Origin of the sequence: Nocardia sp. A7 (genome assembly GCF_046549215.1) — a bacterium.
Taxonomy (GTDB): domain Bacteria; phylum Actinomycetota; class Actinomycetes; order Mycobacteriales; family Mycobacteriaceae; genus Nocardia.
Window position 1 is genome coordinate 697,423 of the sequence record NZ_JAJPWE010000001.1, and the last position, 23,555, is coordinate 720,977.

General features: G+C 66.2%; 23 protein-coding genes and 1 tRNA gene. 9 read left to right on the forward strand and 15 right to left on the reverse strand.

The features are described from left to right. The first annotated feature begins 39 nt into the window (after positions 1–39). Positions 40–525: a nuclear transport factor 2 family protein gene (locus ACLJPD_RS03085; RefSeq protein WP_410870165.1), complete on the forward strand. Its 486-nt coding sequence runs from the start codon at positions 40–42 to the stop codon at positions 523–525. 36 nt (positions 526–561) lie between these two features. Here the strand turns inward: ACLJPD_RS03085 and ACLJPD_RS03090 are convergent, their stop codons facing one another. The 7 genes from ACLJPD_RS03090 to ACLJPD_RS03120 form a co-directional block, all read right to left on the reverse strand. Beyond that, entirely contained in the window at positions 562–1,866 is a 1,305-nt protein-coding gene (locus tag ACLJPD_RS03090) for a cytochrome P450 (protein ID WP_410870166.1), read from the reverse strand. After that, entirely contained in the window at positions 1,863–3,107 is a 1,245-nt protein-coding gene (locus ACLJPD_RS03095; RefSeq protein WP_410870167.1) for a cytochrome P450, read from the reverse strand. The genes ACLJPD_RS03090 and ACLJPD_RS03095 overlap by 4 nt, the downstream gene beginning before the upstream one ends. Beyond that, on the reverse strand, positions 3,104–3,370 hold the full coding sequence (locus ACLJPD_RS03100) for an acyl carrier protein (protein WP_410870168.1): 267 nt from the start codon (positions 3,368–3,370) through the stop codon (positions 3,104–3,106). Before ACLJPD_RS03100 ends, ACLJPD_RS03095 begins: the two co-directional genes overlap by 4 nt. Before the next feature lie 14 nt (positions 3,371–3,384). After that, the gene (locus tag ACLJPD_RS03105; RefSeq protein WP_410870169.1) at positions 3,385–5,064 is read right to left on the reverse strand and encodes an AMP-binding protein; all 1,680 of its coding nucleotides are present in this window, start codon (positions 5,062–5,064) and stop codon (positions 3,385–3,387) included. Beyond that, positions 5,009–6,058 (reverse strand): hypothetical protein, encoded by a 1,050-nt coding sequence (locus tag ACLJPD_RS03110; protein WP_410870170.1) that lies wholly within the window; start codon positions 6,056–6,058, stop codon positions 5,009–5,011. The genes ACLJPD_RS03105 and ACLJPD_RS03110 overlap by 56 nt, the downstream gene beginning before the upstream one ends. A gap of 131 nt (positions 6,059–6,189) precedes the next feature. After that, positions 6,190–7,122: a 3-oxoacyl-[acyl-carrier-protein] synthase III C-terminal domain-containing protein gene (locus ACLJPD_RS03115; RefSeq protein ID WP_410870171.1), complete on the reverse strand. Its 933-nt coding sequence runs from the start codon at positions 7,120–7,122 to the stop codon at positions 6,190–6,192. Between the two features lie 151 nt (positions 7,123–7,273). Further along, complete coding sequence (locus ACLJPD_RS03120) at positions 7,274–8,263, reverse strand: cytochrome P450 (protein WP_410870172.1); 990 nt, start codon at positions 8,261–8,263, stop codon at positions 7,274–7,276. Between the two features lie 538 nt (positions 8,264–8,801). Between ACLJPD_RS03120 and ACLJPD_RS03125 the strand changes: the two genes are divergently transcribed. Further along, entirely contained in the window at positions 8,802–9,779 is a 978-nt protein-coding gene (locus ACLJPD_RS03125) for an oxidoreductase (protein ID WP_410870173.1), read from the forward strand. Positions 9,780–10,413: 634 nt separating this feature from the next. Here ACLJPD_RS03125 and ACLJPD_RS03130 read toward each other — a convergent pair. After that, positions 10,414–11,034, reverse strand: coding sequence for a TetR/AcrR family transcriptional regulator (locus tag ACLJPD_RS03130; RefSeq protein WP_410870174.1), 621 nt, complete (start codon positions 11,032–11,034; stop codon positions 10,414–10,416). 89 nt (positions 11,035–11,123) lie between these two features. Between ACLJPD_RS03130 and ACLJPD_RS03135 the strand changes: the two genes are divergently transcribed. The 4 genes from ACLJPD_RS03135 (at position 11,124) to ACLJPD_RS03150 (ending at position 14,128) form a co-directional block, all read left to right on the forward strand. Next, positions 11,124–11,837 (forward strand): SDR family oxidoreductase, encoded by a 714-nt coding sequence (locus ACLJPD_RS03135; protein ID WP_410870175.1) that lies wholly within the window; start codon positions 11,124–11,126, stop codon positions 11,835–11,837. Positions 11,838–11,919: 82 nt separating this feature from the next. Then, on the forward strand, positions 11,920–12,732 hold the full coding sequence (locus tag ACLJPD_RS03140) for an oxidoreductase (RefSeq protein WP_410870176.1): 813 nt from the start codon (positions 11,920–11,922) through the stop codon (positions 12,730–12,732). A gap of 32 nt (positions 12,733–12,764) precedes the next feature. After that, complete coding sequence (locus ACLJPD_RS03145) at positions 12,765–13,616, forward strand: alpha/beta fold hydrolase (RefSeq protein ID WP_410870177.1); 852 nt, start codon at positions 12,765–12,767, stop codon at positions 13,614–13,616. Positions 13,617–13,756: 140 nt separating this feature from the next. After that, entirely contained in the window at positions 13,757–14,128 is a 372-nt protein-coding gene (locus ACLJPD_RS03150) for an SCO4402 family protein (RefSeq protein ID WP_410870178.1), read from the forward strand. Positions 14,129–14,234: 106 nt separating this feature from the next. Here the strand turns inward: ACLJPD_RS03150 and ACLJPD_RS03155 are convergent. The 7 genes from ACLJPD_RS03155 to ACLJPD_RS03185 form a co-directional block, all read right to left on the reverse strand. Continuing rightward, positions 14,235–14,307 (reverse strand) — tRNA-Ala (locus ACLJPD_RS03155). A gap of 181 nt (positions 14,308–14,488) precedes the next feature. Then, a complete protein-coding gene (locus tag ACLJPD_RS03160) occupies positions 14,489–15,229 on the reverse strand; it encodes a DsbA family protein (RefSeq protein ID WP_410870179.1) in 741 nt (246 codons plus the stop codon). Positions 15,230–15,294: 65 nt separating this feature from the next. Then, a complete protein-coding gene (locus ACLJPD_RS03165) occupies positions 15,295–16,626 on the reverse strand; it encodes an MFS transporter (protein ID WP_410870181.1) in 1,332 nt (443 codons plus the stop codon). Beyond that, positions 16,623–18,260 (reverse strand): phosphoglucomutase (alpha-D-glucose-1,6-bisphosphate-dependent), encoded by a 1,638-nt coding sequence (gene pgm / locus ACLJPD_RS03170; RefSeq protein ID WP_410870183.1) that lies wholly within the window; start codon positions 18,258–18,260, stop codon positions 16,623–16,625. The genes ACLJPD_RS03165 and pgm overlap by 4 nt, the downstream gene beginning before the upstream one ends. Positions 18,261–18,307: 47 nt before the next feature. Continuing rightward, positions 18,308–18,670 (reverse strand): fluoride efflux transporter CrcB, encoded by a 363-nt coding sequence (gene crcB / locus ACLJPD_RS03175; RefSeq protein ID WP_266292201.1) that lies wholly within the window; start codon positions 18,668–18,670, stop codon positions 18,308–18,310. A 64-nt stretch (positions 18,671–18,734) separates the two neighbouring features. Further along, positions 18,735–19,151, reverse strand: coding sequence for a fluoride efflux transporter CrcB (gene crcB / locus ACLJPD_RS03180; protein WP_410870184.1), 417 nt, complete (start codon positions 19,149–19,151; stop codon positions 18,735–18,737). A 173-nt stretch (positions 19,152–19,324) separates the two neighbouring features. After that, entirely contained in the window at positions 19,325–20,818 is a 1,494-nt protein-coding gene (locus tag ACLJPD_RS03185) for an MFS transporter (protein WP_410870185.1), read from the reverse strand. 130 nt (positions 20,819–20,948) lie between these two features. Between ACLJPD_RS03185 and ACLJPD_RS03190 the strand changes: the two genes are divergently transcribed. The 3 genes from ACLJPD_RS03190 to ACLJPD_RS03200 all read left to right on the forward strand — a co-directional run bounded on the left by ACLJPD_RS03190 (position 20,949) and on the right by ACLJPD_RS03200 (position 23,529). Next, positions 20,949–21,626, forward strand: coding sequence for a TetR/AcrR family transcriptional regulator (locus tag ACLJPD_RS03190; protein WP_410870186.1), 678 nt, complete (start codon positions 20,949–20,951; stop codon positions 21,624–21,626). Positions 21,627–21,683: 57 nt separating this feature from the next. Beyond that, a complete protein-coding gene (locus ACLJPD_RS03195) occupies positions 21,684–22,985 on the forward strand; it encodes a D-arabinono-1,4-lactone oxidase (protein ID WP_410870187.1) in 1,302 nt (433 codons plus the stop codon). Positions 22,986–23,115: 130 nt separating this feature from the next. Continuing rightward, entirely contained in the window at positions 23,116–23,529 is a 414-nt protein-coding gene (locus tag ACLJPD_RS03200; RefSeq protein WP_410870188.1) for an arsenate reductase ArsC, read from the forward strand. Positions 23,530–23,555 lie beyond the last annotated feature (26 nt).

Sequence of the window (23,555 nt, forward strand, 5' to 3'; positions counted from 1 at the left end):
GCGGAAATTCGCTACCGTCAGGCCGACGAGGGGAGTCACATGTCCGCCGAACAGTTCGTCGCGAACTTCATCGATTTCTGGGATCGGCCGTCCGTGGCCCGAATCCCCGAGATTCTGCATCCTGACGTGGTGCTGACCCAGCCGCTGTCACCGCCGATGCACGGTATCGCGGCGGCAGAACGAGAATTCGCCCAGATATGGCGATTTCTCCCCGACCTGCGGGCGCACGTCGATCGGTGGCGGGGCGACGACGACGTGGTCTTCATCGAGTTCCGACTGCTGGCGCACGTGGGACGCCACCGCATCGAATGGCCGAACGTCGACCGCATGATCCTTCGCGACGGCAAGGCGATCCAGCGAATGAACTACTTCGATCCCCTACCGGTGCTCCCGATCGTGCTGAAGCATCCGTCGCTGTGGTGGCGCTGGTGCGCGTCGGGCGCGGCCCGCCCTTGGCGCACCGGGCACCGAATCGACGATTACCGCGCCATCACCGGCGGCGACCCCGCCACAGCGCCGGAATGATCGTCGAGTCGCCGGCGATCACCCGCATCGGTGAGGTCATCGACCGTCCTGGCGCGGCCGCAGGTCGAGGGTGAGTCCGATCGGGGAGAACGTGAGCCCCTCCGACGCCCGCAATCGGTAATCCGACGGCAGTGTCGGGTTGTAGCGTTGCAGCACTCTGCTCATCACCAGGACGATTTGGTGCAGGGCGAACTGCCTGCCGATGCAGGCGCGCACCCCGGTGCCGAACGGTTTGAACGCGTGCGCCGGTCGCGCACGAATCCGCTCGGGGAGAAAGCGATCCGGATCGAATGTCTCGGGATCGTCGCCCCACACGAAATCGCGGTGCAGCGCTGGTAACAGGACGAAGAAGGGCTCGCCGGCGGGCATCGGGTAGCGGCCGCCCAGGGTGGTGTCCTCTTTGGCCATGCGCGAATAGCCGGGCGCGGTCGGCCACAACCGCAGCGACTCGTCCACCACCCGACGCAGGTACCTGAGTTTGGCTACCTGCTCGAACGCAGGCTCGTCGGCGCCGATGACCGCATCGACCTCGGCACGAGCCTTCTCCAGGATCTCGGGGTCGGCGGCCAGGTAGTACAGCGTGAAAGACATCGCCGCCGAGGTCGTCTCGTGACCGGCCGCGAGGAAGGTCAGCACCTGGTTGCGGACGTTCACCGGATCCAGCACATCGGAGTCGAGCATCAGCCCGAGCAGATCGCTGCCGTGATCGCCACCGGCGCGGTGGGCGATCACTTCGTCGACGACGCCGTTGAGGAAGGCGATGTTCTCCTCGTTGCGTTCGGCGGCCCGCTTTCCCAGGAAACCACCCGCCATCGGCGGGCGGGTGACCAGCCGCTGGCCGTGGTTCAGGACGTCCTCCAGCGCGAGCACGAACGGATGCGTGGTCGTGCGTTCGAACGAGCCGAAGGAATAGCCGAATCCGGCCCGTCCGATGATCTCCAGGGTCACCTTGGCCATCGAGTCCGTGACGTGCACGGCCTCGATGCCCGCGGCCCGGTCCCACGCATCGGTCAGCTGGCGGCACACGTCGAGCATGAGCGTGTGATAGGTCCGCATCGCCGCCTGCGAGAACGCGGGCATCAGCAGGTCGTGCGCCTTACCCCAGTTGGGCTCGTGGTTGTACGCGGTGAGCAGTCCGTCGCCGATCATCGGCCGGGCCACTTCCAGCGCGGGCAGCACATGCTTCTCGAACCGGCGGTCGTCGGAGAGCTCGGCGACGAGGTCGGCGCCGGTGACGAAGGTGAACCGCAGGTTGAAGAACTCACGGGTGAAGACCGGTCCGTGCTCCCGCGCCATCTGCGTCGATTCCTGCATGAACGAGGTGTGCAGCATCGAGGTCATGACGTCATTCCCGGGTGAACCAGCAGGGTCGACGGTGTGCGATCGAAGAGCAGACCCTGCCATGGCGGTTGCGCCGCATCGGCGACCGGGCGAAGCCGCGGCAGTTCTTCGAACAACACCGACAGCGAGATCGCGATCTCGGTGCGGGCCAGATGGGCCCCGACGCAGAAGTGCGGACCATAGCCGAACGTGAGATGGCCGTTGCGGTCCTGCCGGTGCGGTATCAGCGCATCGGCGTCCTCGATCATCGTGGAGTCGCGGTTGACCGCGGCCAGCAGGATGAACACGACCGCCCCGGCGGGGATGGTCACGCCGGCCACTTCCACCGCCTCCCGCGCGAAACGCCACGGCGAGAACGGGAACGGTGGGTGGTGTCGCAACAGCTCCTCCACCAGGACCGCGGCCTCACCTTCGTCGGCCAGCAGACCGCGAAGGGCCTCGGCTGTGCCGAGCAGCGTGGACACGCTGTGTCCGATCGCGATGGCGGTGGAGGAGATGCCGGCACCGAGCAGCATCGCGACCGTCGACAGGAGTTCCCGACGGCTGATGGTCTTCTCCGCGTGGGCCCGGTGCAGTGCGGCGAGAACCGTGCCGTCCGGCGCGGCGGCCGGATCGCGGGTGCAGTCGATGATCATGTCGAGCAGGTCGTGGTAGACCCCGCGCATCTCCGGTGACGCCGGGTCGGCCCGCTCCCCCAGCTTGCGGCTCAATACCGCGGCGGCGCGCAGGGTGTCGTCCTCGATGCCGAGCACCCTGGCCATGACGATTTCCGGGACCGGCTGCGCGTAGGCGCTCATCAGGTCGACGGTGTCCTCGGCACGGAAGTCGCGCACCAGCTCCCGGCACACCTGCTCGACTTCGGACCTGCGCCGGGCGATCGCCGACGCGGACAGTTCGTTGCCCACCGCTTTGCGCAGGCGGACGTGGTCGACGCCGTCGCTGTTGAGCATATGACGGCCTTCGACGGCGAAGACGTCCTCGGCGTACCTGGTGCCCGCGAGCCCGTGCGAGGGATCGGTGAGGTTGCGCAGGTCCTTCACCAGTCGCTGGTCCATGAACGCCCGCTTGCCGTCGGCGTAGCGGGTGATCACCCACGCGGTCAGGCCGTCCGGCAGGTCGACGCAGACCACGGGCGCCTGTTCGCGCAGATTCTGGCACACCGCTTCGAACCGGCTCTGGTCCGTGGTGTCCGGGAATCGGAAATTCGTCGCGGTCGTGCCGTTGTCGACCGAGGCGGTCATGCCGATGCCAACGTGTGGGCGATGAGGTCGCGTAGGTCATCGCCGGTGCGGACCTCGACCAGTTCGTCCTCGTCGAGCACGATCTTCCACCGCTTCTCGCACGCGACGACGGTCTGCACGAGCCGCATCGAGTCGACGCCGGGCAGTTCGGTGAGCCGGACACTGAGATCGACCTTGTCGGCAGGGCATTCGAGCAGCCGCGCCAGCTCCTCGCGCAGCACCTGGGCGATCTCGGTGGTCTGTTCGGTCAGGGACTGAGTCATCACGAACTCACTTTCTAAGCAACGGGAGTGCTGGGGATTCGGCTGGACAGATAGGCGCGCGCGAGTTCGGCGACCAGCGTCCGCTGCCATTTGCCGCTCGTCGTGCGCGGAAGAGTTCTGGCCGGAACCAGCAGCACCGACACCGCGGACAGTGCCAGTGCGCGCGACACCGCGCTGCTGATGTCGGCGACCACGGCGTCGCCCTCCGGTGTCTCGGCCTCGTGATCGCTCTCGGCCACCACGATGATTCGTTCGGCATCGGAGTCGGCAACCGCGACACAATGCCCCTTGTAGACGCCGGATACCCGGCGTGCGGTCTCCTCGACGTCATCGGGGAAGAAGTTGCGACCCCCGACGATGATCATTTCCTTGACGCGGCCGACGATGATCAATTCACCGTTCTCCAGCAGTCCGAGGTCTCCGGTACGCAGCCAGCCGTCTTCGATGGCCGCCGCCGTGACCTCGTCGTCGCGCAGGTAGCCGGAGGTGACCGCTGGACCCTGGATTCGGATCTCGCCCACATGTCCGTCCGGCAACTGTGTGCCGTCGAGTCCGGTGATGCGCAACGCCATTCCGGGAACGGGGACGCCGACGCTGACCAGGTCACGCGCGTTGGGAGAGTCGGGGGCAGCCAGTCGATAGGGCCTGCCCGGCACGAGGTCGTTGCGGTCGACGGTCAGCATGCGCGGGACCGTCCCCGCTCGGGGCAGGGTGACCGCCAGCGTGGCCTCCGCCATCCCGTAACAGGGGAACATCGTGGATTCCGGGACACCGAGCGGACCGAAGGTGCGCGCGAACTGCCGCACGGTGTGCGGACGGACCGGTTCGGCGCCGTTGAGCGCGAGCCGCCACCGAGCCAGCGGCCGATCCACCGACTGCGAGCCGAACGCCTCGTCGGCGGCGGAGATCAGCTTGTCGAAGGAGAAGTTCGGCCCGTTGGTGATGGTGCCGCCCACCTCAGCGGTGCGCCGCAGGACGGCGGCCGGATCCTTGATGAAGGTCAGCGCGCTGAACAGATGCGCGTTGTTCGGGGTCAGCAGTGAGCACATCAGCGAGACCAGGCCCATGTCATGGAACAACGGAACCCATTGCACCAGAACATCATCGGCGGTAGTCGAGATGTGCGTATTGATGGCCGACACACCGGTCATGAACTGGCCGTGCGTCAGGCGGACGCCTTTGGGACGTGACGTGCTGCCGGAACTGAACTGCACCACGGCCACTGTGTCCTGGTCAGCGGGGAACCAGTCCAGATTCTCGGCGGCCGCGGGCAGCCGGTCCATGTCGATGACGCGCAGCCCCGGCACCTGTGCGGCCAGTTCCGCGGCTACCTTGAGCCCGATGCCCGCCGCGAGGATGTGTTCCAAGCCGCCCGCACGCACGATCTGCGCGAGATGGCCTGCCACGGCGGCGGGGTCGAGCACCAGCGGCGGCAGCGGCAGTGCGGTCACGGCGGCGCCGGTTCCGACCGCCGCGAAGAAGCCGACGAGCCATTGCGGGCAGGTCGGCATCAGCAGGCCGACGACATCGCCCTCGCCTGCCCCGGCCTCACGCAGCGCGCACATGACCGGATGCGCCGACGACGGCAGATCGCGGTGCGCCAGTGTGATATTCGAATCGACGAAGGTAACGGCGAAATCACTGCGGTGCAGTGAGTCCAATAACTCGATCAGTGTCCGTGCTGTCTCGGCCATGCTGTTTCTCCTCCGTACCGCACACCACCAAGGCTGTGACGGTGAATCCGAGTCCGATGTTGATCACCAGGCCGTATTCGCCTGCGGCGAGCGGCCGTCGGGTGCGCAGATAGTTCAGATTCGCGATGAGATCACCCGCGAACAGGTGACCGGTTTGCGCCGAGAGATGCACGATCTCTTCGGTCGGCAGTAGTCCTTCGGTGAGCGCCGCGGTGACCGTCGAGTTGATCCTCGGCAGCACGGTCACGGTCAGCCGAGGATCTTCCTCGGCGAGGTCGGCGTCGGCGCACGCTTGCTGGATGGCGGTGCGCACGCGTCCGCGCAGGCGGAACGCGAACGGGCCGGAGAAGGCGTTCTTCGAGGCCTCGGAAACCTCTTGGCCGATCGCCAGCGGGTTGTAGCCGTCGAAAAAGGCTTCCTGATCCGGGCAGCCACGCGACACTATCGACTGCACCGACAGCGAGCCGCCGCTACGGCCCAGGATCAGGGCAGTAGCCGAATCACTGAGTGCCGCACCGGAATCACTGATCTGCCACCGTCGGTTCTCGCCCGGACCGAGCGCGTCGGCGGTCACCACCATGGCGTTGTCGATCCGCGGTTCGGCCAGCATCTGGGCCAGTGCGAACTGCGTGGCGACGGCTCCGCCGTTGCTCATCTGACGGGTGCTCGACGCGATCGCGTGTTTGGCGCCGAGCAGTCGAGCCAGCCGCGATGCCGTCTTCCAATCGTCGGGTGTGTCGATCATCCAGGCGTGGGTCAGCAGACCGATATCCGAACCCGACAGACCCGCTTCGGTCAACGCGTCCGCCGCGGCGGCGAGGGCGAGTGATTCGGCGCTCTGCCCGGCTTCGGTGACCCAGAGCTTCTCGGTGTCCGATGCCGCGGCCTGTTCCGTCGTGATCGCGCCCGACGCGACCGCGTCGCTGAGTGACTCACATCCGGTGGGTAGCGCGACCGCTGCCGCCGTGATGTGTAGTCGACCGGCTACCCGCATCTGGTGCCCTGTGTTGAGAGCATGTCACGTCCCGATCTCGAGCTTGGTGTCTACAACGAAAAGCGTTGTGTCGGAGCACGACCGAGCGGGGTTGGGAAGTAGAATCGAATCTGTCTATCGGGTGACATCTTCTAACCGCACGATTCCCCCCGCACCACCATGGCAGTCACGGTGACACCGACGCCGAGATTCAGCACCAGCCCGTAGTCGCCCGGGGCGAGTGGTCGCTCGGACAGCAGATGTCCGACATTCGCCGTGAGATCCCCGGCGAACAAATGCCCGGTGTCATCTACCAGATTGACGACTTCCGATGTCGGCACCAGCCCGTGAAAGGTGCTGACGATGAACGACGAGTTCAGTCTGGGCAGGACGGTGACCTTCAGCCTCGGATCGTCGGGCTCGATATCCGCGTCGGCGCACGCGTCGTTGATCGCGGCACGGACACACCGGCGAGTGCGGAATACGTTCGGGCCCGTGGAGATGACCCCGTGTTCGGAGCGTTCGAAGTACCACGCTTCCTCCTCGGAAGCCCCGTACGACACCATGGACCGGACCGACAGCGCGCGGGGGGTGCGGGTCAGGACCATGGCGGTGGCCGAATCTGCGAGCACGGCATGCATATCGACTTCCCACTGCGCCACGTCCGGAGCCGCCAGATCGGCGGTGACGACCAGGCCGTGCTCCATCCGGGGTTCGGTCAGCATCTGCGCGACGGCGAACTGCGCGGCCATCGCTCCACCGTTGCTCATCTGTCGAACACTCAATGCGACAGCACGATTCGCACCGAGGAGTCGCGCGAGCCGCGGTGCGATAGTCCAACCGTCGTAGTCTCCGTCGGCGATCGACGCGTGCGCGAGCAGTGCGATGTCGGAGCCGGTGAGGCCCGCCGAACGCAGCGTTTCCGAAGCTGCCTCGAGGGCGAGGGATTGCGCGGTCCGGCCGAGGTCGGCGGGGGGCAACGTGGCGATTGCGCTCGTCCCGTCCTGCCCCGCCGCGACAACCCTCTGGGAGAGTGGAACTTTGACGGTTGCCGCCGCGATGAATATCCGACCGTCTACGCGCATGCGTCGCTCACTCTGGTGTTTGTACGGGGTGAAGGCTCGTCAGCTTGACGACGATCGGCGACGATGCGTTGCCACGCGGCACAACACAGCCTTGCCATCGGGTGACAACTAGTCCGAATCACGCTCGGACCACGCCGATTTCGCTGAGCGGTCAGGCGCGCGATCGCACCGGCAGTCGCGCCAGACCTCGGACGTGGGAGGTGTCTTCCTGCCACCGCACTTCTTCGTCGATCAAGGCCAGTTCAGGCAGGTGACCGAAAAGATGCTCGAACGCGATCTCGGCTTGAATATTCGCCAGCACCGCGCCCAGACATCGGTGAATCCCGTGTCCGAAACGGAGGTGGCCCGCACCGGAGCGGGTCAGGTCGAACTCGTCCGGCCGGGCGAAGACAGCGGGGTCGCGGTTGGCCGCGCCGAGGCACAGCAGCAACTGATCGCCCGCCGTGATCGCGGCGCCGCCGATCACCGTGTCGGCGGTGACCAGCCGCTTGGTCGATTGCAGCGGCGGGTCGTAGCGCAGTGTCTCTCGCACGGCCGCCGCGGCCTGTCGTGGGTCGCGGCGCAGGTGCGCGGCCTGTTCCGGATGACGCAGCAATGCCAGTACGCCGTTGCCGATCAGCGAGGTCGTCGTCTCGAGGCCGCCGACGAAGCACATGACGCAGACCGAGACCAGTTCCTCGTCGCTCAAAGCGTCACCGTCCGCGGTGCGGGCAGCGAGCAGGCGGCTGATCAGATCAGGGCCGGGGCGGGCACGGCGCTCGACCAGCACCTCGCGTAACGCCTCGACGAACTGCTCGACGACCTCGTGCACCCGGTCGAAATCGGCCGCCGTCATCATCCCCGGGTCGAGCAGGCCCCAGATAGCGTGGGTCCACGGACCGACCCGGTCATGGAGAGCCGGTGGCAGCGCCATCCATTCGCACAGCACCCGCACCGGCAACGGGGCCGCGACATCGGCGATCACATCGAATCCGGCGGCGGGATCGGCGGCGCGCACCAGATCACCGACGACACCGGCGACCAGCGGACGCAACGCGGCCACGGTCTGCGCGGTGAACGCGCGGTTCACCAGACCACGCAACCGCGCGTGGTAGGGATTGTCGGTGAACAGCAATGATCTGCTACCCAGTAGCTCCGTCATTGTGCTGCGAGGCCGTCCCAGCCTCTCGGCCTTCGCGGTGACCAGGCTCGGGCCGAGCTCGGAACTGAACGAACTGTCCTGTAGGACCGCGCGAACATCCGCGTACGAGGTGAGCACCCACACGCCCAGAAATGTTCGGTGCACCGGCTCGCTCTCGCGCAATCGACGGTACAACGGGTAGGGATCGCGACGAAATTCTGTGCTGAACGGATTGAACCGAACTCGATCGCGCGCGGGAACTTTCATCGCGCGCGCCCATCGCCCGCGCCGAAATTTCCGCCGAGGTCCCGAACGGATAGTCCCCGCCGTTCTCGTCGCAGCGCGTATTCATCCACGATGACTGTTCCCTCACGCTTGCGACAGATCGACCAGGTGTGACGGTACAACGGACGAACGCTGCGCGCTCCTACCGAACCGACCCAACGGACATCACGTCGGATGACATTCACCAAGAATTGGACAGTCGTACAGCTTTCCCTCCCGTCGTTGCGATTGAGTCCACTGTGCGGACGCCGATCCAACACCGTAGGAGAATCACGTGAGTTCCGTTGGAAGAGAACAAGCTTGGACCGAAGCCCGCATACCGGACCAGAGCGGACGGACAGCGGTGGTCACCGGAGCCAACGGCGGTCTGGGATTCGAAGTGGCACGCGCGCTCGCCGAGCGCGGAGCCACTGTTGTACTGGCCTGCCGCAATCCCGTCAAATCCGCCGACGCGATGCGCCGGATCCGCTGCACCGCACCGAACGCCGAATTGCACACTGTCGAACTGGATCTGATGTCACAGGCCTCGGTGCGCACAGCGGCCGCGCTGGTTCGCGCCGAGCACAAGCGCATCGATCTGCTGGTCAACAATGCGGGAACCGCTTTCCCCGACCGCACCGACACGACAGATGGCTTCGAGGCGACGTTCGCCACCAACCACCTCGGCCCCTTCGCCTTCACCGGCCTTCTGCTGGATCGAATCGCCCCCGTTCCCGGCGCGCGAATCGTCTCGGTGAGCAGCCTGGCACACAAAACCGCCACCCTGGCCCTCGACGATCTCGACTTCACCCGCCGCAAGTACCGACATCTCGCCGTCTACGGCCAATCCAAGCTGGCGAACATCATGTTCACCTACGAATTGCAGCGCCGCCTCGCCGAGGCCGGAGCCGAGGCGATCGCCGTGGCGGCACACCCGGGAGCCGCCAAGACCGCGTTCGGTGATCACATACGCCTGCCGGCGTTCATGGCCAAGGGCCCGTACGACTGGATGATGCAGCGGTGGGTGCAATCCGCAGCGGAAGGCGCGCTGGCCTCGCTGCGCGCCGCCACCGACCCCGAGGTATCCGGCGGCGAATTCTACGGCCCGACCGGATTGTTGGGGATGAAGGGCAAGCCGGGCATCACGTCGTCTTCCTCGCGATCCTACGATGTGGAAACGCAGCGTCGGCTGTGGGGCGAATCAGCTCGGCTCACGGGTATCGACTTCACCCTCGAAAACTTCACCCAGGATCGCGAGCCGCACCTGAACTGACCGTCGCCGATGGCTTTCATATAGGTACGTCCCCACGTAACGCAGGGTCGCAATGTCATCGAATTCGAGCCGCCGCCACTTCAGGTGGAACTGCGAGCCGCAAACCTGTGACCATCCTCCTCGACACCAAGCCGCCGGCCGACGCGCCGCACGGTTGCACGTGCCGGACCCTCGTCCCGAACGCGATGCGAGGGGGTGTACTCACGTCACCGTTGCGCGAGACGGTCCTTCAGTCTGTCGGTTCGGTGCCGGCCGGGTCGCGTATTGATCGGTACGTCGGGGAAATCGCTCGCGCACAACATTCGACCCAGGCGCTCCTCGACGCAACCGATGCACAGGAAGTGGTCCGTGTCGGGTAGCGACCTGCTGCCAGAGGTCGTCCTCGACCCAGTAGTACTCATCGCGAGTATCGAACCCACATGACCGACAGGACCAAGCGCGGGAGATGCCGACGTCGAGCGGCGCGTCGGCGTCGAGGACTTGTGCTGTAAACGTACCGACGGACTCAGGAGGCCGCGAGTAGAGCGGGTTCGCATCGAATGTCGCCTGAGCCTCGGCTGCCGCCGACTTCTCCGCCTCGGTCAGCGTGAATTGCGAGTCGAATCTGTGATCCGCTGCCCAAGGCCCTCCGCGGCTACACAAGCTCCCCACTCCGAGCCCCTGACCGTCCATCGTCGACACCCGCAGCGGCGAGCAGTGTCGCAGCGGTCTCAACGGCAAGGCCGTCGAGCCCGTGCGCTTGCACGACGGACCGCGCACTTGCTCCGTCGAACACGAGAGTCAGCTGCCGAGCGAGCAGGGCGGGGTCGTGTGCGCCGCCGCGTTCGGCCTCGTACTGGAAGAACGACGTGAGTCCATCCTTCTGCTGACGGGCGACCAGGCTCGCCGGGTGCTCGGGCGACTTGAGTTGCACCGCCGCCGCCACGTAGGGGCAGCCGCGAAAATCTTGGACCGGCTCCAAATATTCCAACCGTTGGAAGACATGCAATATCCGCTCGCGTGGTGACCCGACATCATCAGCCGGCAACAGGGCAGCCTGATAGTCGGGCGCAATGCGGATCAGGCTGGCGGCGATCAGCTCGTCTTTACTGTCGAACAGCTTGTACATCGAACGCTTGGACACACCGGCGGCCTTGCACAACGCGTCGACACCGATGTGGACGCCCTGTTCGTGGAACAGCTGCGCGGCGGCGTCCAGCAACCGGTCACGAGAAGCGGCGGAACCGGGTGTTGCCCGCAGGGTCGGGTCGGTCATAAATCTCAGAGTACCCACCCTCTTGCATTTTGGAAACCGATCGGTTTACGCTGTTGGAAACAGATCGGTTTCCACAGGGAGTTCAGCTCATGACCAGCATCAAGGATTCGGTAGTACTCGTCACCGGCGGCAGCCGCGGCATCGGCAAGGCACTCGTAGAGCAGCTCTACGCACGTGGCGCCGGCAAGGTCTATGCCACCGCCCGCGATCCCCAAACCATCACTCACCCGGACGCGATCCCCCTCGCACTCGAGCTCACCGATCCCGACGCCGCGGCAGCGTTGGCCGAGCAAGCACCCGACGTCACGATCTTGATCAACAATGCCGGAACCGCGCTCGGTTCCTCGTTCCTCGATTCGCCGATCGCCGAGATCCGCCGCGAATTCGATATCAACTTCTTCGGATCATTGCACGTCACCCGCGCCCTCGCCCCAATTCTGGAAAGCAACGGCGGCGGCCACATCCTGACCATCCATTCGGCGTTGTCGTGGATCGCAGTCCCCGGCACCGATGCCTACGCCGCGTCCAAGGCGGCCCTTTGGTCGCAGACCAACGCCCTGCGCCTGGCGCTGCGGCCACGTGGCATCGGCGTCACCGGACTGCATGTCGGCTACGTCGACACCGACCTGACCGCAGGAATCGACGCCCCCAAAACGTCTGCGCACAGCGTCGCCTCGCAAGCCCTCGACGGCATCGAGGCCGACGCCCTGGAAGTCCTCGCCGACGACCTGACCCGACAGGTCAAGGCCGGGCTCGCCGCCGATCCATCGGTCCTCTACCCGCAAGAAGTCGCGACCACCTAGCCAAGCTCGGACAACCCACTGACTCGTGCTGGCACACGAATCTCGTTACAGCACAACCAATCCCCCGATCTCAGGAGACACTATGATCACCACACGCCCAGTTGCCCTCGTCACCGGCGCATCCTCCGGCATCGGAAAATCAGCCGCGATCGCCCTGGTCGACGCGGGATTCCAGGTAGTCGGAACCGGCCGCGACACCAGCATGTCGACCCCGCCCGTTGGGGTGAGTTTCCTCGACCTCGATGTCACCAGTGACGAATCGGTCGCCGCGCTCGTAACGAAGGTGATCGCGAAGTTCGGTCGGATCGATGTCCTGGTCAACAACGCCGGAATCGGCTCGGCGGGCGCTGCCGAGGAAAGCTCGGCGGAGCAGGCGCAAAATCTGTTCGATATCAACGTCTTCGGCGTCATCCGTATGACGAACGCGGTGCTGCCGCACCTGCGCGCGCAAGGGAGCGGGCGCATCCTCAACATCTCCTCCGTCGTCGGAATCATGCCCCAGCCCTATATGGCCGTCTACGCCTCCTCCAAGTACGCGGTCGAGGGCTACACCGAGTCCCTCGACCACGAGGTCCGCGAATACGGCGTCCGCGCGCTGCTGATCGAACCCGCTTGGACCACTACCTCTTTCGACACCAACAGTGTGCGGCCCGACCAACCCCTCGACGTCTATGCCACCCATCGTCAGGTCTTCGAGGAATACATGGCCGACGCGGTCAAGACCGGCGACGACCCCGCCCTCGTCGCCAAGGCGATCGTCTCGGCGGCCACCGACACCAAACCGAAGCTGCGCTACCCCGTCGGCCGGACGGCTCAGGTCGCGACCATGCGCCGCTTCGTGCCCGCCCGACTGTTCGATCAGCAACTCCGCAAGCTCAACAGGCTTCCCGCCTGACCCACCCACGACAACAGAAAGCGACGCTCACCATGAGCACGTATCTGTCGGACACCGTCCAGAATCTCACCGTGGACGCTCCGTCTGCCCGGTTCACCTACCGGCGCTTCGGCCCACGCGGCGGCATTCCGCTGGTCCTGCTGAACCGGGTCCGCGCAACCATCGACTGGTGGGACCCACTGTTGCTGGACTACCTGGCCGCCGACCACGACGTCATCGTGTTCGACAACGTCGGCGTCGGCTACACCACCGGTAGGCCGCGTGAGTCCGTCGACGAATTCGCCGGCGGCGCAATCGAGTTCATCGAAGCGCTCGAACTCACCCAGGTCGACCTGCTCGGTTGGACCCTGGGCGGCACGGTCGCCCACCGGGTTGCGCTGCGGCGACCCGACCTGGTCCGCCGACTGGTCCTGGCCGCGAGCAACCCCGGCGGGCAGATCCCAGGCGCACCCGGCCCGAACGAGAAGGTATTCGCCACCATGACCAAACCAGAGGTCACCGTCGAGGACCTGGTGTGGCTGTTCTTCCCTGACACCGACACCGGCCGCACCGCCGGGCACGAATACCTGGCCAGGATCGACACCAGGCTGGCCACCGACGGGCCCGGCGTCTCCGAGGCAGCGGGCAGGGGCCAGCTCACCGCCATCGTCGAGAACATGGCTCTTCCGTTCGATCAGGTACGAGCAGACCTGGATAACCTCGACCAGCCGGTGTTGTATGCCACCGGCCTGCACGACATCATGACACCGGCCGTGGTGTCCTACGTCGCCGCCGAACACACTCGAAACGCGACCCTGCTCGGATACGGGCATGCCGGACATGCCTTCTTGTTCCAGCACGCCGAAGCCTTCGCCGTCCAGGTAGCCAACTTCCTGGACGCCTGAACAGCACCGGTCGCCGAAAAGTCCGTGGTTTCGGCGAACTCCTCTTCCGTTTCGCTCAGCGCGATCTTTCGTAGCGAACCGGGAAGCAGTGTCGACATACCATTGAGCGATACGGCTGTTCGGAGCAGTTGGGATCAACCTTGACCGATGTTCAATATCCCGAGATGCGCAAGTCCGTGATAGAAGCACTCGCATCATTCGCCGATCCGGAGTATCAAAGGCGAGTCTGGATAAATCGTCAATTCCCACAAGAGAATTTTTACGACGACCTGGACGTGAACGTGAGTATCTTGTACGACGACTGCGTAGTAGTGCCCGACCCTCGCAGCAGGATCGGCACCGTGCTCGTAGATACACCAGAGGTCGACCGACTGATCGAGTTGGACCAGGTGCTCGACCCCTTGATTCGCCGCCTAGGAAACGCACCGGATGCCACATACCTCGGCGATTCAGAGTGGCCGCTAGTGGTTGCGGCCGCACGTGCAGCTCTGGCTGCGATGCGGGACATATGACCACGCTTCAGCTAATTCATGTCGGGACCAAACGACGGTAAACGCGGGGCCAGACACAAAAACAGGTCAGACCCGGTCTAAGACCGGACCTGACCTGCTATTTCTGTGGAGCTAAGGGGACTCGAACCCCTGACCCCCACACTGCCAGTGTGGTGCGCTACCAGCTGCGCCATAGCCCCGTGTTCAGTTGTTGCAGCGGCTCTCGCTGCTGCCTGAATGAAGTTACACCATGCGTCTGAGAGAGAACAAATCGGCTGGTAGGCGGCGAAAATGTGGGGCTGTGGGTGGGTGGCCGGGGGTGCGTGGGGCGGAGAGGATCGGCTGGTCAGGGGTAGGATGTGCCGAACCTCACGCGGGGGCTTACGGGGCCAGGTTCACTACCCAGTTCTCGTCTTGCCAGTTGATCTTGGTGGTGCCGTCGTAGATCGCGGGGGTGGCGGCCTTGTTGCCGGTGCGGGCGTCTAGGTCGGCGAGGTTCTTCGCGGCGGCGGTCTTGGCGGCCTCGGACTGGGTGCCGTTGTTGATGCAGGCGGCGACCGATTCGGGGGCGCCGGATTCGGTGGCGAGGGTGGCCAGGGCGGGGTTGCTCAGGTCGGAGCCGCCTTCTTCGGGCTGCTTCTCGGTGAACAGCGCCTCATGGAACTTGCTGTAGGTGGGGCCCGAACCCGCTTGGGCGACACAGAGATTCGCGGCAGTCGCGCGCGTGGAGTAGTCCTTGCTCTTGGACTGGGGGTCGAGGAAGGTGACGAGGTGGTAGTTCACCGCGAGCTTGCCTTCGTCGATCTTCTGGGCGAGTTCCTGACCGAAGGCGGCTTCCATCGCGCCGCAGGCGGGGCAGATGGGATCCTCGAAGATGTCGACGGTCTTCGGGGCGTCGGGGCGGCCGAGGCGGATGACACCCTCGGGGGTGGCACTCACCTGCACGGCGGCCTCGCGGACGGGCCCGTAGCCCTCGTTGCGGACGGCGGGCGGCGGTTCCGCGCTCCACTTGTAGACAGCGAACACGATCAGTCCGATGAGGACGACCGCCACCGCGGCCAGCGCGTAGGTGGTGTTGCTGGAAACGGGACGCGGATTGTGCGAAGAACCGGCTGTGCTCACCCGTCCACTCTGCCTCGAGTCGCGGGCGGCGCGCCGCCCGGGCAGGCCGAAATGACGCTGACCTGCTACTGCGGCTTGCGGTAATCGCTGGGTCGACCAGCGGGAACCATGCCGTCACGCACCACCGGCACACCGTCGGGACTGCCATCGCAGCTGCATTGCGGGTCGATGCCGTCACCCGCGTGGTCGGGGTGCTCGGGATCTTCGGGATGGATGATCCGCGAGGGCTCGGGAGTCACCAGCCAGACCGCGGCCGACACCGCCAGGATCGAACCGGTGACCGCCGTGCCCACTCCGAAGGAGGTGCGCTCGGCCAGCCAGCCGATGACGATCGGGCCGAGCACGGTACCGAGATCGGCCGACATCTGGAACGCGGCCAGCACCGGACCACCACGAGCCCGCGAACCGATCACATCGGCCAGCGCCGCCTGCTGCACGGGGCTGAACATCCCGGACCCCAGCCCCGCGATGAACGACGCCACCAGAAACCACCCGATGTTCGGCGCGAACCCGAGCGCACCGGTGCCGAGCGCGCAGATGACGGACCCGACGATCAGGAAGGGTTTTCGACCGAACTTGTCCGAGAGCCGACCCGACAGGAACAGCACCGCCGCATTGCCCGCGGCGAACACCGTCAGCGCGACGCCTGCCATGCCGACTTCCTGGTGCAGGGTCTCCACCACCAGCAACGGCACGAACGCCATCCGCACCCCGAACACCGCGATCCCGCCAGCGAAACTCGACAGCAGCACCGCCCGGTACGCGGGCTCGGCCCATCCTTGCCGGAAGGTGAATTCGATGGGCTTGGCACCGTTTACGGGAGCGAGCACCGGCGATTCACGCAGCCCGGCGAACACGATCACACACACGACGAGCAGCGCGGCCATATAGATGAGGAACGGCGCGCGCAGCCCGAAACTCGCCAAGCTGCTGCCGACCAGTGGCCCGAACAACGAGCCGATCAGGAAGCTGGTGGAGTAGACACCCGAAACCCGTCCACGCGCGGCGGGCGGTGACACCCGGATGATCAACGCCATCGACGACACCGTGAACATCGTCGACCCGATGCCGCCGAGCGAACGCAGTACCAGCAGTTGCCAATACGTCTGCGCCAACGCGCACGCCCCGGTCGACACCGCGACGATCACGATGCCGGCCAGATACACCCGCCGCTCGCCCAGCTTCTGCACGAGCCGCCCGCTGGCGGGCGCGAACAGCAACCGCATCAACGCGAACGCGCTCACGATCGCCGACGCCGCCGCGATGCCGACCCCGAACTCGCGTGCGTATTGCGGCAACACGGGTGCGACGAGGCCGAAGCCGAGCGCGATCACGAACGCCGCCGCGATCAGTACCCAGATCTCGGCGGGTAGCCGAACTTTGGTCGGAGCGCTCACTCGCCCAGCGCCTGGTTCACCATCTCCTCGGCCGCGGCCTGTACCTGGGTGAGATGTTCGGGGCCGAGGAACGATTCGGCGTAGATCTTGTATTTGTCCTCGGTGCCCGAGGGACGCGCGGCGAACCACGCGTTCTCCGTGGTCACCTTCAGCCCGCCCAGCGGTGCGCCGTTGCCGCGCGCGGTGGTGAGGATGCCGGTGATCTCCTCGCCCGCGACCTCGGTGCCGGTAACGGCATCGGGAGTCAGGTGGGCGAGCTTTGCTTTCTGTTCGCTGGTGGCTGCGGCGTCGATGCGCGCGTAGGCGGGGCTGCCGTACTGACGTTCGAGTTCGCCGTATCTGGCCGACGGGGTCTGACCGGTGACGGCGGCGATCTCGGCGGCGAGCAGGGCGAGCAGGATGCCGTCCTTGTCGGTGGTCCACACGGTGCCGTCCATCCGCAGGAACGACGCGCCCGCGCTTTCCTCACCACCGAAAGCCAGACTGCCGCTGAACAATCCGGGCACGAACCACTTGAACCCGACCGGCACCTCGTACACATCCCGCCCGAGTACGCCGACCACCCGGTCGACCATGGACGAGGTGACCACGGTCTTGCCGATCTTGGTGAGCCCGTCCCACCACATCCGGTTCGCGACCAGGTATTCGATCGCGACGGCCAGGAAGTGGTTGGGGTTCATCAGGCCACCGTCGGGGGTGACGATGCCGTGCCGGTCGGCGTCGGCATCGTTGCCGGTGGAGATGTCGTAGTCGTCCTTGATACCGACCAGCGCGGCCATGGCGTGGCGCGAGGACGGATCCATCCGGATCTGGCCGTCGCTGTCGAGGGTCATGAAACGCCAGGTGGGGTCGACGAACGGGTTGACCACCTCGAGTTCGAGATCGAAACGCTGCCCGATCTCCTCCCAGTAGTCCACGCTCGCGCCGCCCATCGGGTCGGCGCCCATGCGGATGCCCGCACCGCGAATCGCGTCCAGGTTCAACGCGTTCGGCAGGTCGGAGACGTACTGGTCGAGGTAGTCGTAGCGCTGCACGTGGGAGTTCATCGCCTGATCGAGGGAGACCCGCTTGACCTCGGCCAGGCCGCCGCGCAGCAGTTCGTTGGCGCGGGCGGCGATGGCGTCGGTGGCCTTGGTGTCAGCGGGGCCACCGTGCGGTGGGTTGTATTTGAAGCCGCCGTCGCGCGGCGGGTTGTGCGAGGGGGTGACCACGATGCCGTCGGCCTGGTGCTTGGTGCCGCCGCGATTGTGGTTCAGCACCGCATGACTCAGCGCGGGCGTGGGGGTGTAGCGGCCGCGGGCGTCGATCACGGCGGTCACGTCGTTGCCTGCCAGGACCTCGAGCGCGGTGGTCCACGCGGGTTCGGACAGCGCGTGGGTGTCGCGCGCGAGGTAGACCGGACCGTTGATGTCGCGGGTGGCGCGGTATTCGACGATCGCCTGCGTCATCGCCATGATGTGGGCCTCGTTGAACGCGCCGTCCTCGCTGGACCCACGGTGGCCGGAGGTGCCGAACACCACCTGCTGGCTCGGCTCGTCCGGATCGGGGACGAGGCTGTAGTACGCGGTGACCAGGTGAGCGATGTCCACCAGGTCGGTCGGGCGGGCGGGCCGTCCGGCGCGATCGTGGGCCATGGTGGGTGTTCCCTTCCGTGTCGGCTGCGCGCGGCTGGTCATGAGAATCATGCGCACAACCACTGGGTCAGGGACGCCGCGGCGTACACCGCGGCCAGGCTCGCCGCGACGCTGATCACGACGTTGCCCACGGCATACACATAGGCGCCCTCGGTTACCAGACGGATCGTCTCGTACCCGAACGTGCTGAACGTGGTCAGCGCACCACAGAAGCCGGTTGCCGCGAATGCCAGCAGCGCACTGCCCGCACTCGCGCCGATCAAACCCCCGAGCAACGCCGAACCGACAATGTTAACGGTTAGCGTCCCCCACGGCAGCCCAGTCGGAAACCGCGCCGACATCTGCCGGTCGATCAGGTACCGGGCGGGCGCACCGAGCATCCCGCCTGCCATCACCAGCGCCACCGTCATGCCGCGCCTCCCCGTGCGAGAACCCACATCTCGACCATCGGCTCGCCCTCTTCCGTCGTCGAATTCATGCGGTCCCCCTCCGCGCTACCCACCGGGTCGCGATCATGGCGATCGCCACCGCACCGAGCCCCGCGAGCACCGACAGACCGAGATAGGACACCGCCGTGCCCGTCGCGCCGGTGTTGACGAGTCTACGAATCTCGAGGCTATAGGTGGAGAAAGTCGTGAAGCCGCCCAGCACACCGATTCCCAGGAACGGCCGCAGCAGTTTCGGTGCTTTCCGCAGTTCGGTGACCACGACCATCAGGACGCCGATCGCGAAGCAGCCGACCACATTCACCGTCAATGTCGACCACGGGAAACCGCCGACGGGCGTCGGCCACCAGTGGCCGACGCCGAAACGCGCGGTAGCGCCGAGTCCGCCGCCCACCGAGATCGCCGCGAGAACGGCCGGATCGAGCGCCGGCGGCGGCGATGCCATGCGTTCCCCTCCCGTTGGCCGAACCGTGTGGTGGTCGTTGCTCATGGTATCGAGACCCACCGACACCGATGCGCGCGGTGCGGTCGCGGCAAACTTTCAGCAGACCTCATCGACGAACGACGATGGCCCGAACCGATTGTCGGTTCGGGCCATCGTCTCGCGAGGATTTCAGATCAGTGCGCGAGCACCGGCTCCCCTTCGGCCGGGGCGGGCACGGTGTTCGGCATGAGCACGCCGATCACGATCGCACCGAGCACGAAAGTGGCCGTCGCCCACCAGAAGCTGGTGGTGTAACTCTCGATCGCGCCCTGCGCCATGGTGAGCGGGCCCGGCTGGTGCGCGGACACGTAGTCGGTCATCGCCGAGGCCGCGATGGTGCTGAGCAGCGCGGTGCCGATAGAACCGCCGACCTGCTGGCTGGTGTTGACCATCGCCGAGGCGACACCGGCGTCCTCGTGCTGCACACCCGCGGTCGAGCCCTGGAACGCGACGGACATCGCACCACCGAGGCCGAGGCCGAGCAGTACCAGCGCGGGCAGGATGTGGGTGACATACCCCGAGTCGAGCCCGATCTGGGTGAGCCACAACATGCCCGCCGCGGCGACCAGGAAACCGCCACTGATGACGACCTTGGGTCCGACCTTCGGCAGCAGCAACGACGGCGCGGTGGTCGAGGAGACCACCATGCCCGCCACCATCGGCAGGAACGCCAAGCCGGTCACGATCGGCGTGTACGCCAGGGTCAGCTGCATGTAGTAGGTGAGGAACAGGAAGATCGCGAACATGCCGATACCCATGATGAACACGGTCATGTACGACGCGCCACGGGTGCGGTCGGCGACGATGCGCAACGGCAGCAACGGGTGGGCGACCTTGGTCTCGATCCACACGAAGGCCGCGAGCAGCACGGCGCCACCGATCAGGAAGGCCAGCGTCGCCGGGTCGCTCCAGCCGTTGGACTCGGCGTGGGAGAAGCCGTAGACGATGCTGAACAGCGCGACGGTGACGGCGACGGTGCCGGTCCAGTCGAGCTTGGGCCGCGAGGTCGCGACGTGCTTGGCGAGCAGCAGCACGGCGCCGACGAGCGCGACGGCGGCGAAGATCAGGTTCACATACATCGCCCAGCGCCACGAAGCCCATTCGGTGAGCACGCCACCGAGCAGCAGGCCGATCGCGCCGCCGGTACCGGCCACGGCACCGAAGATGCCGAATGCCTTGGCCCGCTCCTTGGGTTCGGTGAAGGTGACCGTGAGCAGCGAGAGCGCGGCGGGCGCGAGCAGCGCGCCGAACACACCCTGGCCGACGCGGGCCGCGACGAGCATCTCGAAGCTGGTGGCGGCGCCGCCGACGGCCGAGGCCACCGCGAAGCCGACCAGGCCGACGATGAAGGTGTTGCGGCGACCGAACAGGTCGCTGAGCCTGCCACCGAGCAGCAGGAGGCTGCCGAAGGCGAGGGCGTAACCGGTGATGACCCATTGCCGGTCACCGTCGCCGAAGCCGAGGTCGGCCTGGGCCGCGGGCAGGGCGATATTGACGATCGTCGCATCGAGCACGACCATCAGCTGGGCGATGCCGAGTACGGCTAGCACCCACCAGCGCAGGGCGTGCGAGCCGCGACGCCCTGCGTCCGCGGGGCTCTTCGGCCCGGTGTCGAGTGTGGTGGTCATAACTCCCCTTGTAAGGCTGCGGATGGGTTTTCGGTGGCACAATCGGAGGTACCGCCTCCGCTTCATTCGAAGCTACCAGATTAACGGAGAAACGACCTCCACTTAATCCCCGAATTGATAGGATCTTCTTGTGAATCACGCCACGACGACTGCCACACCACCCCGCAGACTGCGCGCCGACGCCGCGCGCAATCAGCAACGCATCGTCGCGGCCGCCCGAGAACTGTTCGCCGATCACGGCCTCGAGATCACCCTCGACGACGTCGCCGAGCGTGCCGGTGTCGGGGTCGGCACGGTGTACCGGCGCTTCGCGAACAAGAAGGAACTCATCGCCGAGGTCTTCGATCAGCACGTCAAAGATTTCGCCGACGCGGCCGACGCGGCCCTCGGCAATCCTGACGCCTGGCTCGGACTCGTCGAATTCTTCGAGAGCGCGTGCAAACATCTGGCGACCAACCGCGGGTTCGGCGAGGTGATGTTCGAACTCGAGGAGGATCCGGCCCGATTCGCCGAGCTGCGCGACCGGATCCACCCCTCGGTCACCGCGATCATCGATCGCGCACGCGACGCGGGCGCGGTGGACACCGACATCGCCACCACCGACTTCTTCGCGCTGATCCATATGGTGAACTCCCTCGCGGAATTCGCGGGGCCGGTCAATTCCGAAGTGTGGCAACGGTATATGGCCATCGCGCTCAACGGCGTGCGCACCGACGCGGTGCCGCGCAGGCCGCTGCTCGTCCCGCCGATGACCAACGAGGAGGTCGAGCAGGCCAAGGCCGCAGGCTGCCTCGGCCGCCGTCGCTGAGCCGTAACTCTGCCGTGCAGTAGCGCGCGTCACACCCCATCCTCTAATGTTGGACACATGACCAAGAGCACCTGGGTGAACTGGGCAGGCCAGCAGCGCTGCACACCCGCCGTCGTCGCCGCGCCGCGTGACGTCGAGGAACTGGCCGCGATCGTGACCGAGTCGGCTGCCGCGGGGCGGACCGTGCGCGTCGCCGGGTCGGGGCACTCGTTCACCGATGCGGTGCTCACCGATGGCACGCTGATCGACCTCGGTGGCATGGACAAGGTGCTCGACGTCGACACCGCCACCGGGCGGGTGCGGGTGGAAGCCGGAATCTCGCTGCACGCGGCCAGCCCGCTGCTGCACGAGCACGGCCTTGCCTTTCCCAACCTCGGCGACATCGATACGCAGAGCCTCGCGGGGGCGACCGCCACCGCCACCCATGGCACCGGCTCCCGGCTGCGCAATATCTCCGCGGCACTGCACTCGGTGGAGGTGCTGCGTGCCGACGGCACCCGGACCGAGCTCAACGCGCAGACCGATCCCGACGGCTGGAAGGCGGCGCGGGTCAGCGTGGGTGCGCTCGGCGTGGTCACCGCGGCCACCTTGCAGCTCGAGCCGTCGTTCGTCTTGGAGTGCGTCGAGACACCGGTGGCGCTGGCCGAGGTGCTTGCCGATATCGACGAATTCGCCGACGGCAGTGATCATTTCGAGTTCTTCGCCTTCCCGCACAGCGGTACCGCGATGACCAAGGCCCTCACTCGCACCGAGGCGCCGGAACAACCGCGCGGCACGGTGAACGAATGGGTCAACGACATCCTGATCGCCAACCACGTCTACGACGGTTTGTGCAAGCTCGGTCGGCGAATTCCCGCCGCCATCCCCATGATTCATCGCGCGGCCACGCTGGCGGGCAGCAACAACCGGCAGGTCGACCGTTCCTACCGGGTGTTCTCCACGCCGCGGTTGGTGAAGTTCAACGAGATGGAGTACGCGATTCCGCGCGCGCACGCGGCGCAGGCGATTCGCGAGATCCTGGAATTGGGAAGGCAATTCGGTACACCGATGCCGATCGAGGTGCGCTGGGTCGCGCCCGACGATGCCTTCCTCTCCCCCGCGAGCGGCCGCGAGACGTGCTATATCGCGGTGCATCAGTATCAGGGCATGGTGTGGGAGCCCTACTTCCGCGCGTGTGAGGCAGTGTTCGACACCTACGACGGCAGGCCGCACTGGGGCAAACGCCACTTCCAGACCGCCGAGACGCTGCGTTCGCGCTACCCGGAATGGGACCGCTTCACCGCGGTGCGCCGCCGGTTCGACCCCACCGGAGTCTTCGCCAACGACTACGTGAACCGAGTGCTCGGCACACTCGACTGAAGCGGACACTGCTCGGACAACAGTGTCGCCGGTTCACCCGCCCCCGCCCCCACGCTGGGCCCGGATGGAATGATGGTCGGTGATACCCGAAGCGCCACAAGCACTTCGCCCCTGCGCCGAAAGGGCGACCATGGCCCACACTCCCACAGTGTTGTTCGTTTGCGTCCACAACGCGGGCCGATCACAGATGGCGGCGGGGTTCCTGCGCGCCATGGCCGGTGACCGGATCGAGGTGCGCACCGCAGGCAGCGATCCGGCGCCCGCGCTGCACCCCATCGCGGTGGCGGCCATGGCCGAGATCGGGATCGATATCGCAGGCGAACGGCCCAAACCGCTCACCGACGATGCGGTCGGGCTCTCGGACGTGGTGGTCACGATGGGGTGCGGCGAGGTGTGTCCGTATTTTCCCGGGATCAGCTATCGCGACTGGGTGCTGTCGGATCCGGCCGGGCAGCCGATCGAGGTGGTGCGTGGCATTCGCGACCACCTGCAGATCCTGATCGGGAACCTGATCGCGGAACTGGTGCCGGTGCCCGCGCGCTGACGTCCGATTCGTTCAAGACTTCGCTG

Excerpts from the sequence above, each read along its gene's own strand:
- ACLJPD_RS03085 (WP_410870165.1), top strand. The coding sequence starts at position 40 with ATGTCCGCCGAACAGTTCGTCGCGAACTTCATCGATTTCTGGGATCGG.
- ACLJPD_RS03090 (WP_410870166.1), bottom strand. The coding sequence starts at position 1,866 with ATGACCTCGATGCTGCACACCTCGTTCATGCAGGAATCGACGCAGATG.
- ACLJPD_RS03095 (WP_410870167.1), bottom strand. The coding sequence starts at position 3,107 with ATGACCGCCTCGGTCGACAACGGCACGACCGCGACGAATTTCCGATTC.
- ACLJPD_RS03100 (WP_410870168.1), bottom strand. The coding sequence starts at position 3,370 with ATGACTCAGTCCCTGACCGAACAGACCACCGAGATCGCCCAGGTGCTG.
- ACLJPD_RS03105 (WP_410870169.1), bottom strand. The coding sequence starts at position 5,064 with ATGGCCGAGACAGCACGGACACTGATCGAGTTATTGGACTCACTGCAC.
- ACLJPD_RS03110 (WP_410870170.1), bottom strand. The coding sequence starts at position 6,058 with ATGCGGGTAGCCGGTCGACTACACATCACGGCGGCAGCGGTCGCGCTA.
- ACLJPD_RS03115 (WP_410870171.1), bottom strand. The coding sequence starts at position 7,122 with ATGCGCGTAGACGGTCGGATATTCATCGCGGCGGCAACCGTCAAAGTT.
- ACLJPD_RS03120 (WP_410870172.1), bottom strand. The coding sequence starts at position 8,263 with ATGACGGAGCTACTGGGTAGCAGATCATTGCTGTTCACCGACAATCCC.
- ACLJPD_RS03130 (WP_410870174.1), bottom strand. The coding sequence starts at position 11,034 with ATGACCGACCCGACCCTGCGGGCAACACCCGGTTCCGCCGCTTCTCGT.
- ACLJPD_RS03135 (WP_410870175.1), top strand. The coding sequence starts at position 11,124 with ATGACCAGCATCAAGGATTCGGTAGTACTCGTCACCGGCGGCAGCCGC.
- ACLJPD_RS03140 (WP_410870176.1), top strand. The coding sequence starts at position 11,920 with ATGATCACCACACGCCCAGTTGCCCTCGTCACCGGCGCATCCTCCGGC.
- ACLJPD_RS03145 (WP_410870177.1), top strand. The coding sequence starts at position 12,765 with ATGAGCACGTATCTGTCGGACACCGTCCAGAATCTCACCGTGGACGCT.
- pgm (WP_410870183.1), bottom strand. The coding sequence starts at position 18,260 with ATGGCCCACGATCGCGCCGGACGGCCCGCCCGCCCGACCGACCTGGTG.
- crcB (WP_266292201.1), bottom strand. The coding sequence starts at position 18,670 with ATGACGGTGGCGCTGGTGATGGCAGGCGGGATGCTCGGTGCGCCCGCC.
- crcB (WP_410870184.1), bottom strand. The coding sequence starts at position 19,151 with ATGGCATCGCCGCCGCCGGCGCTCGATCCGGCCGTTCTCGCGGCGATC.
- ACLJPD_RS03185 (WP_410870185.1), bottom strand. The coding sequence starts at position 20,818 with ATGACCACCACACTCGACACCGGGCCGAAGAGCCCCGCGGACGCAGGG.
- ACLJPD_RS03195 (WP_410870187.1), top strand. The coding sequence starts at position 21,684 with ATGACCAAGAGCACCTGGGTGAACTGGGCAGGCCAGCAGCGCTGCACA.
- ACLJPD_RS03200 (WP_410870188.1), top strand. The coding sequence starts at position 23,116 with ATGGCCCACACTCCCACAGTGTTGTTCGTTTGCGTCCACAACGCGGGC.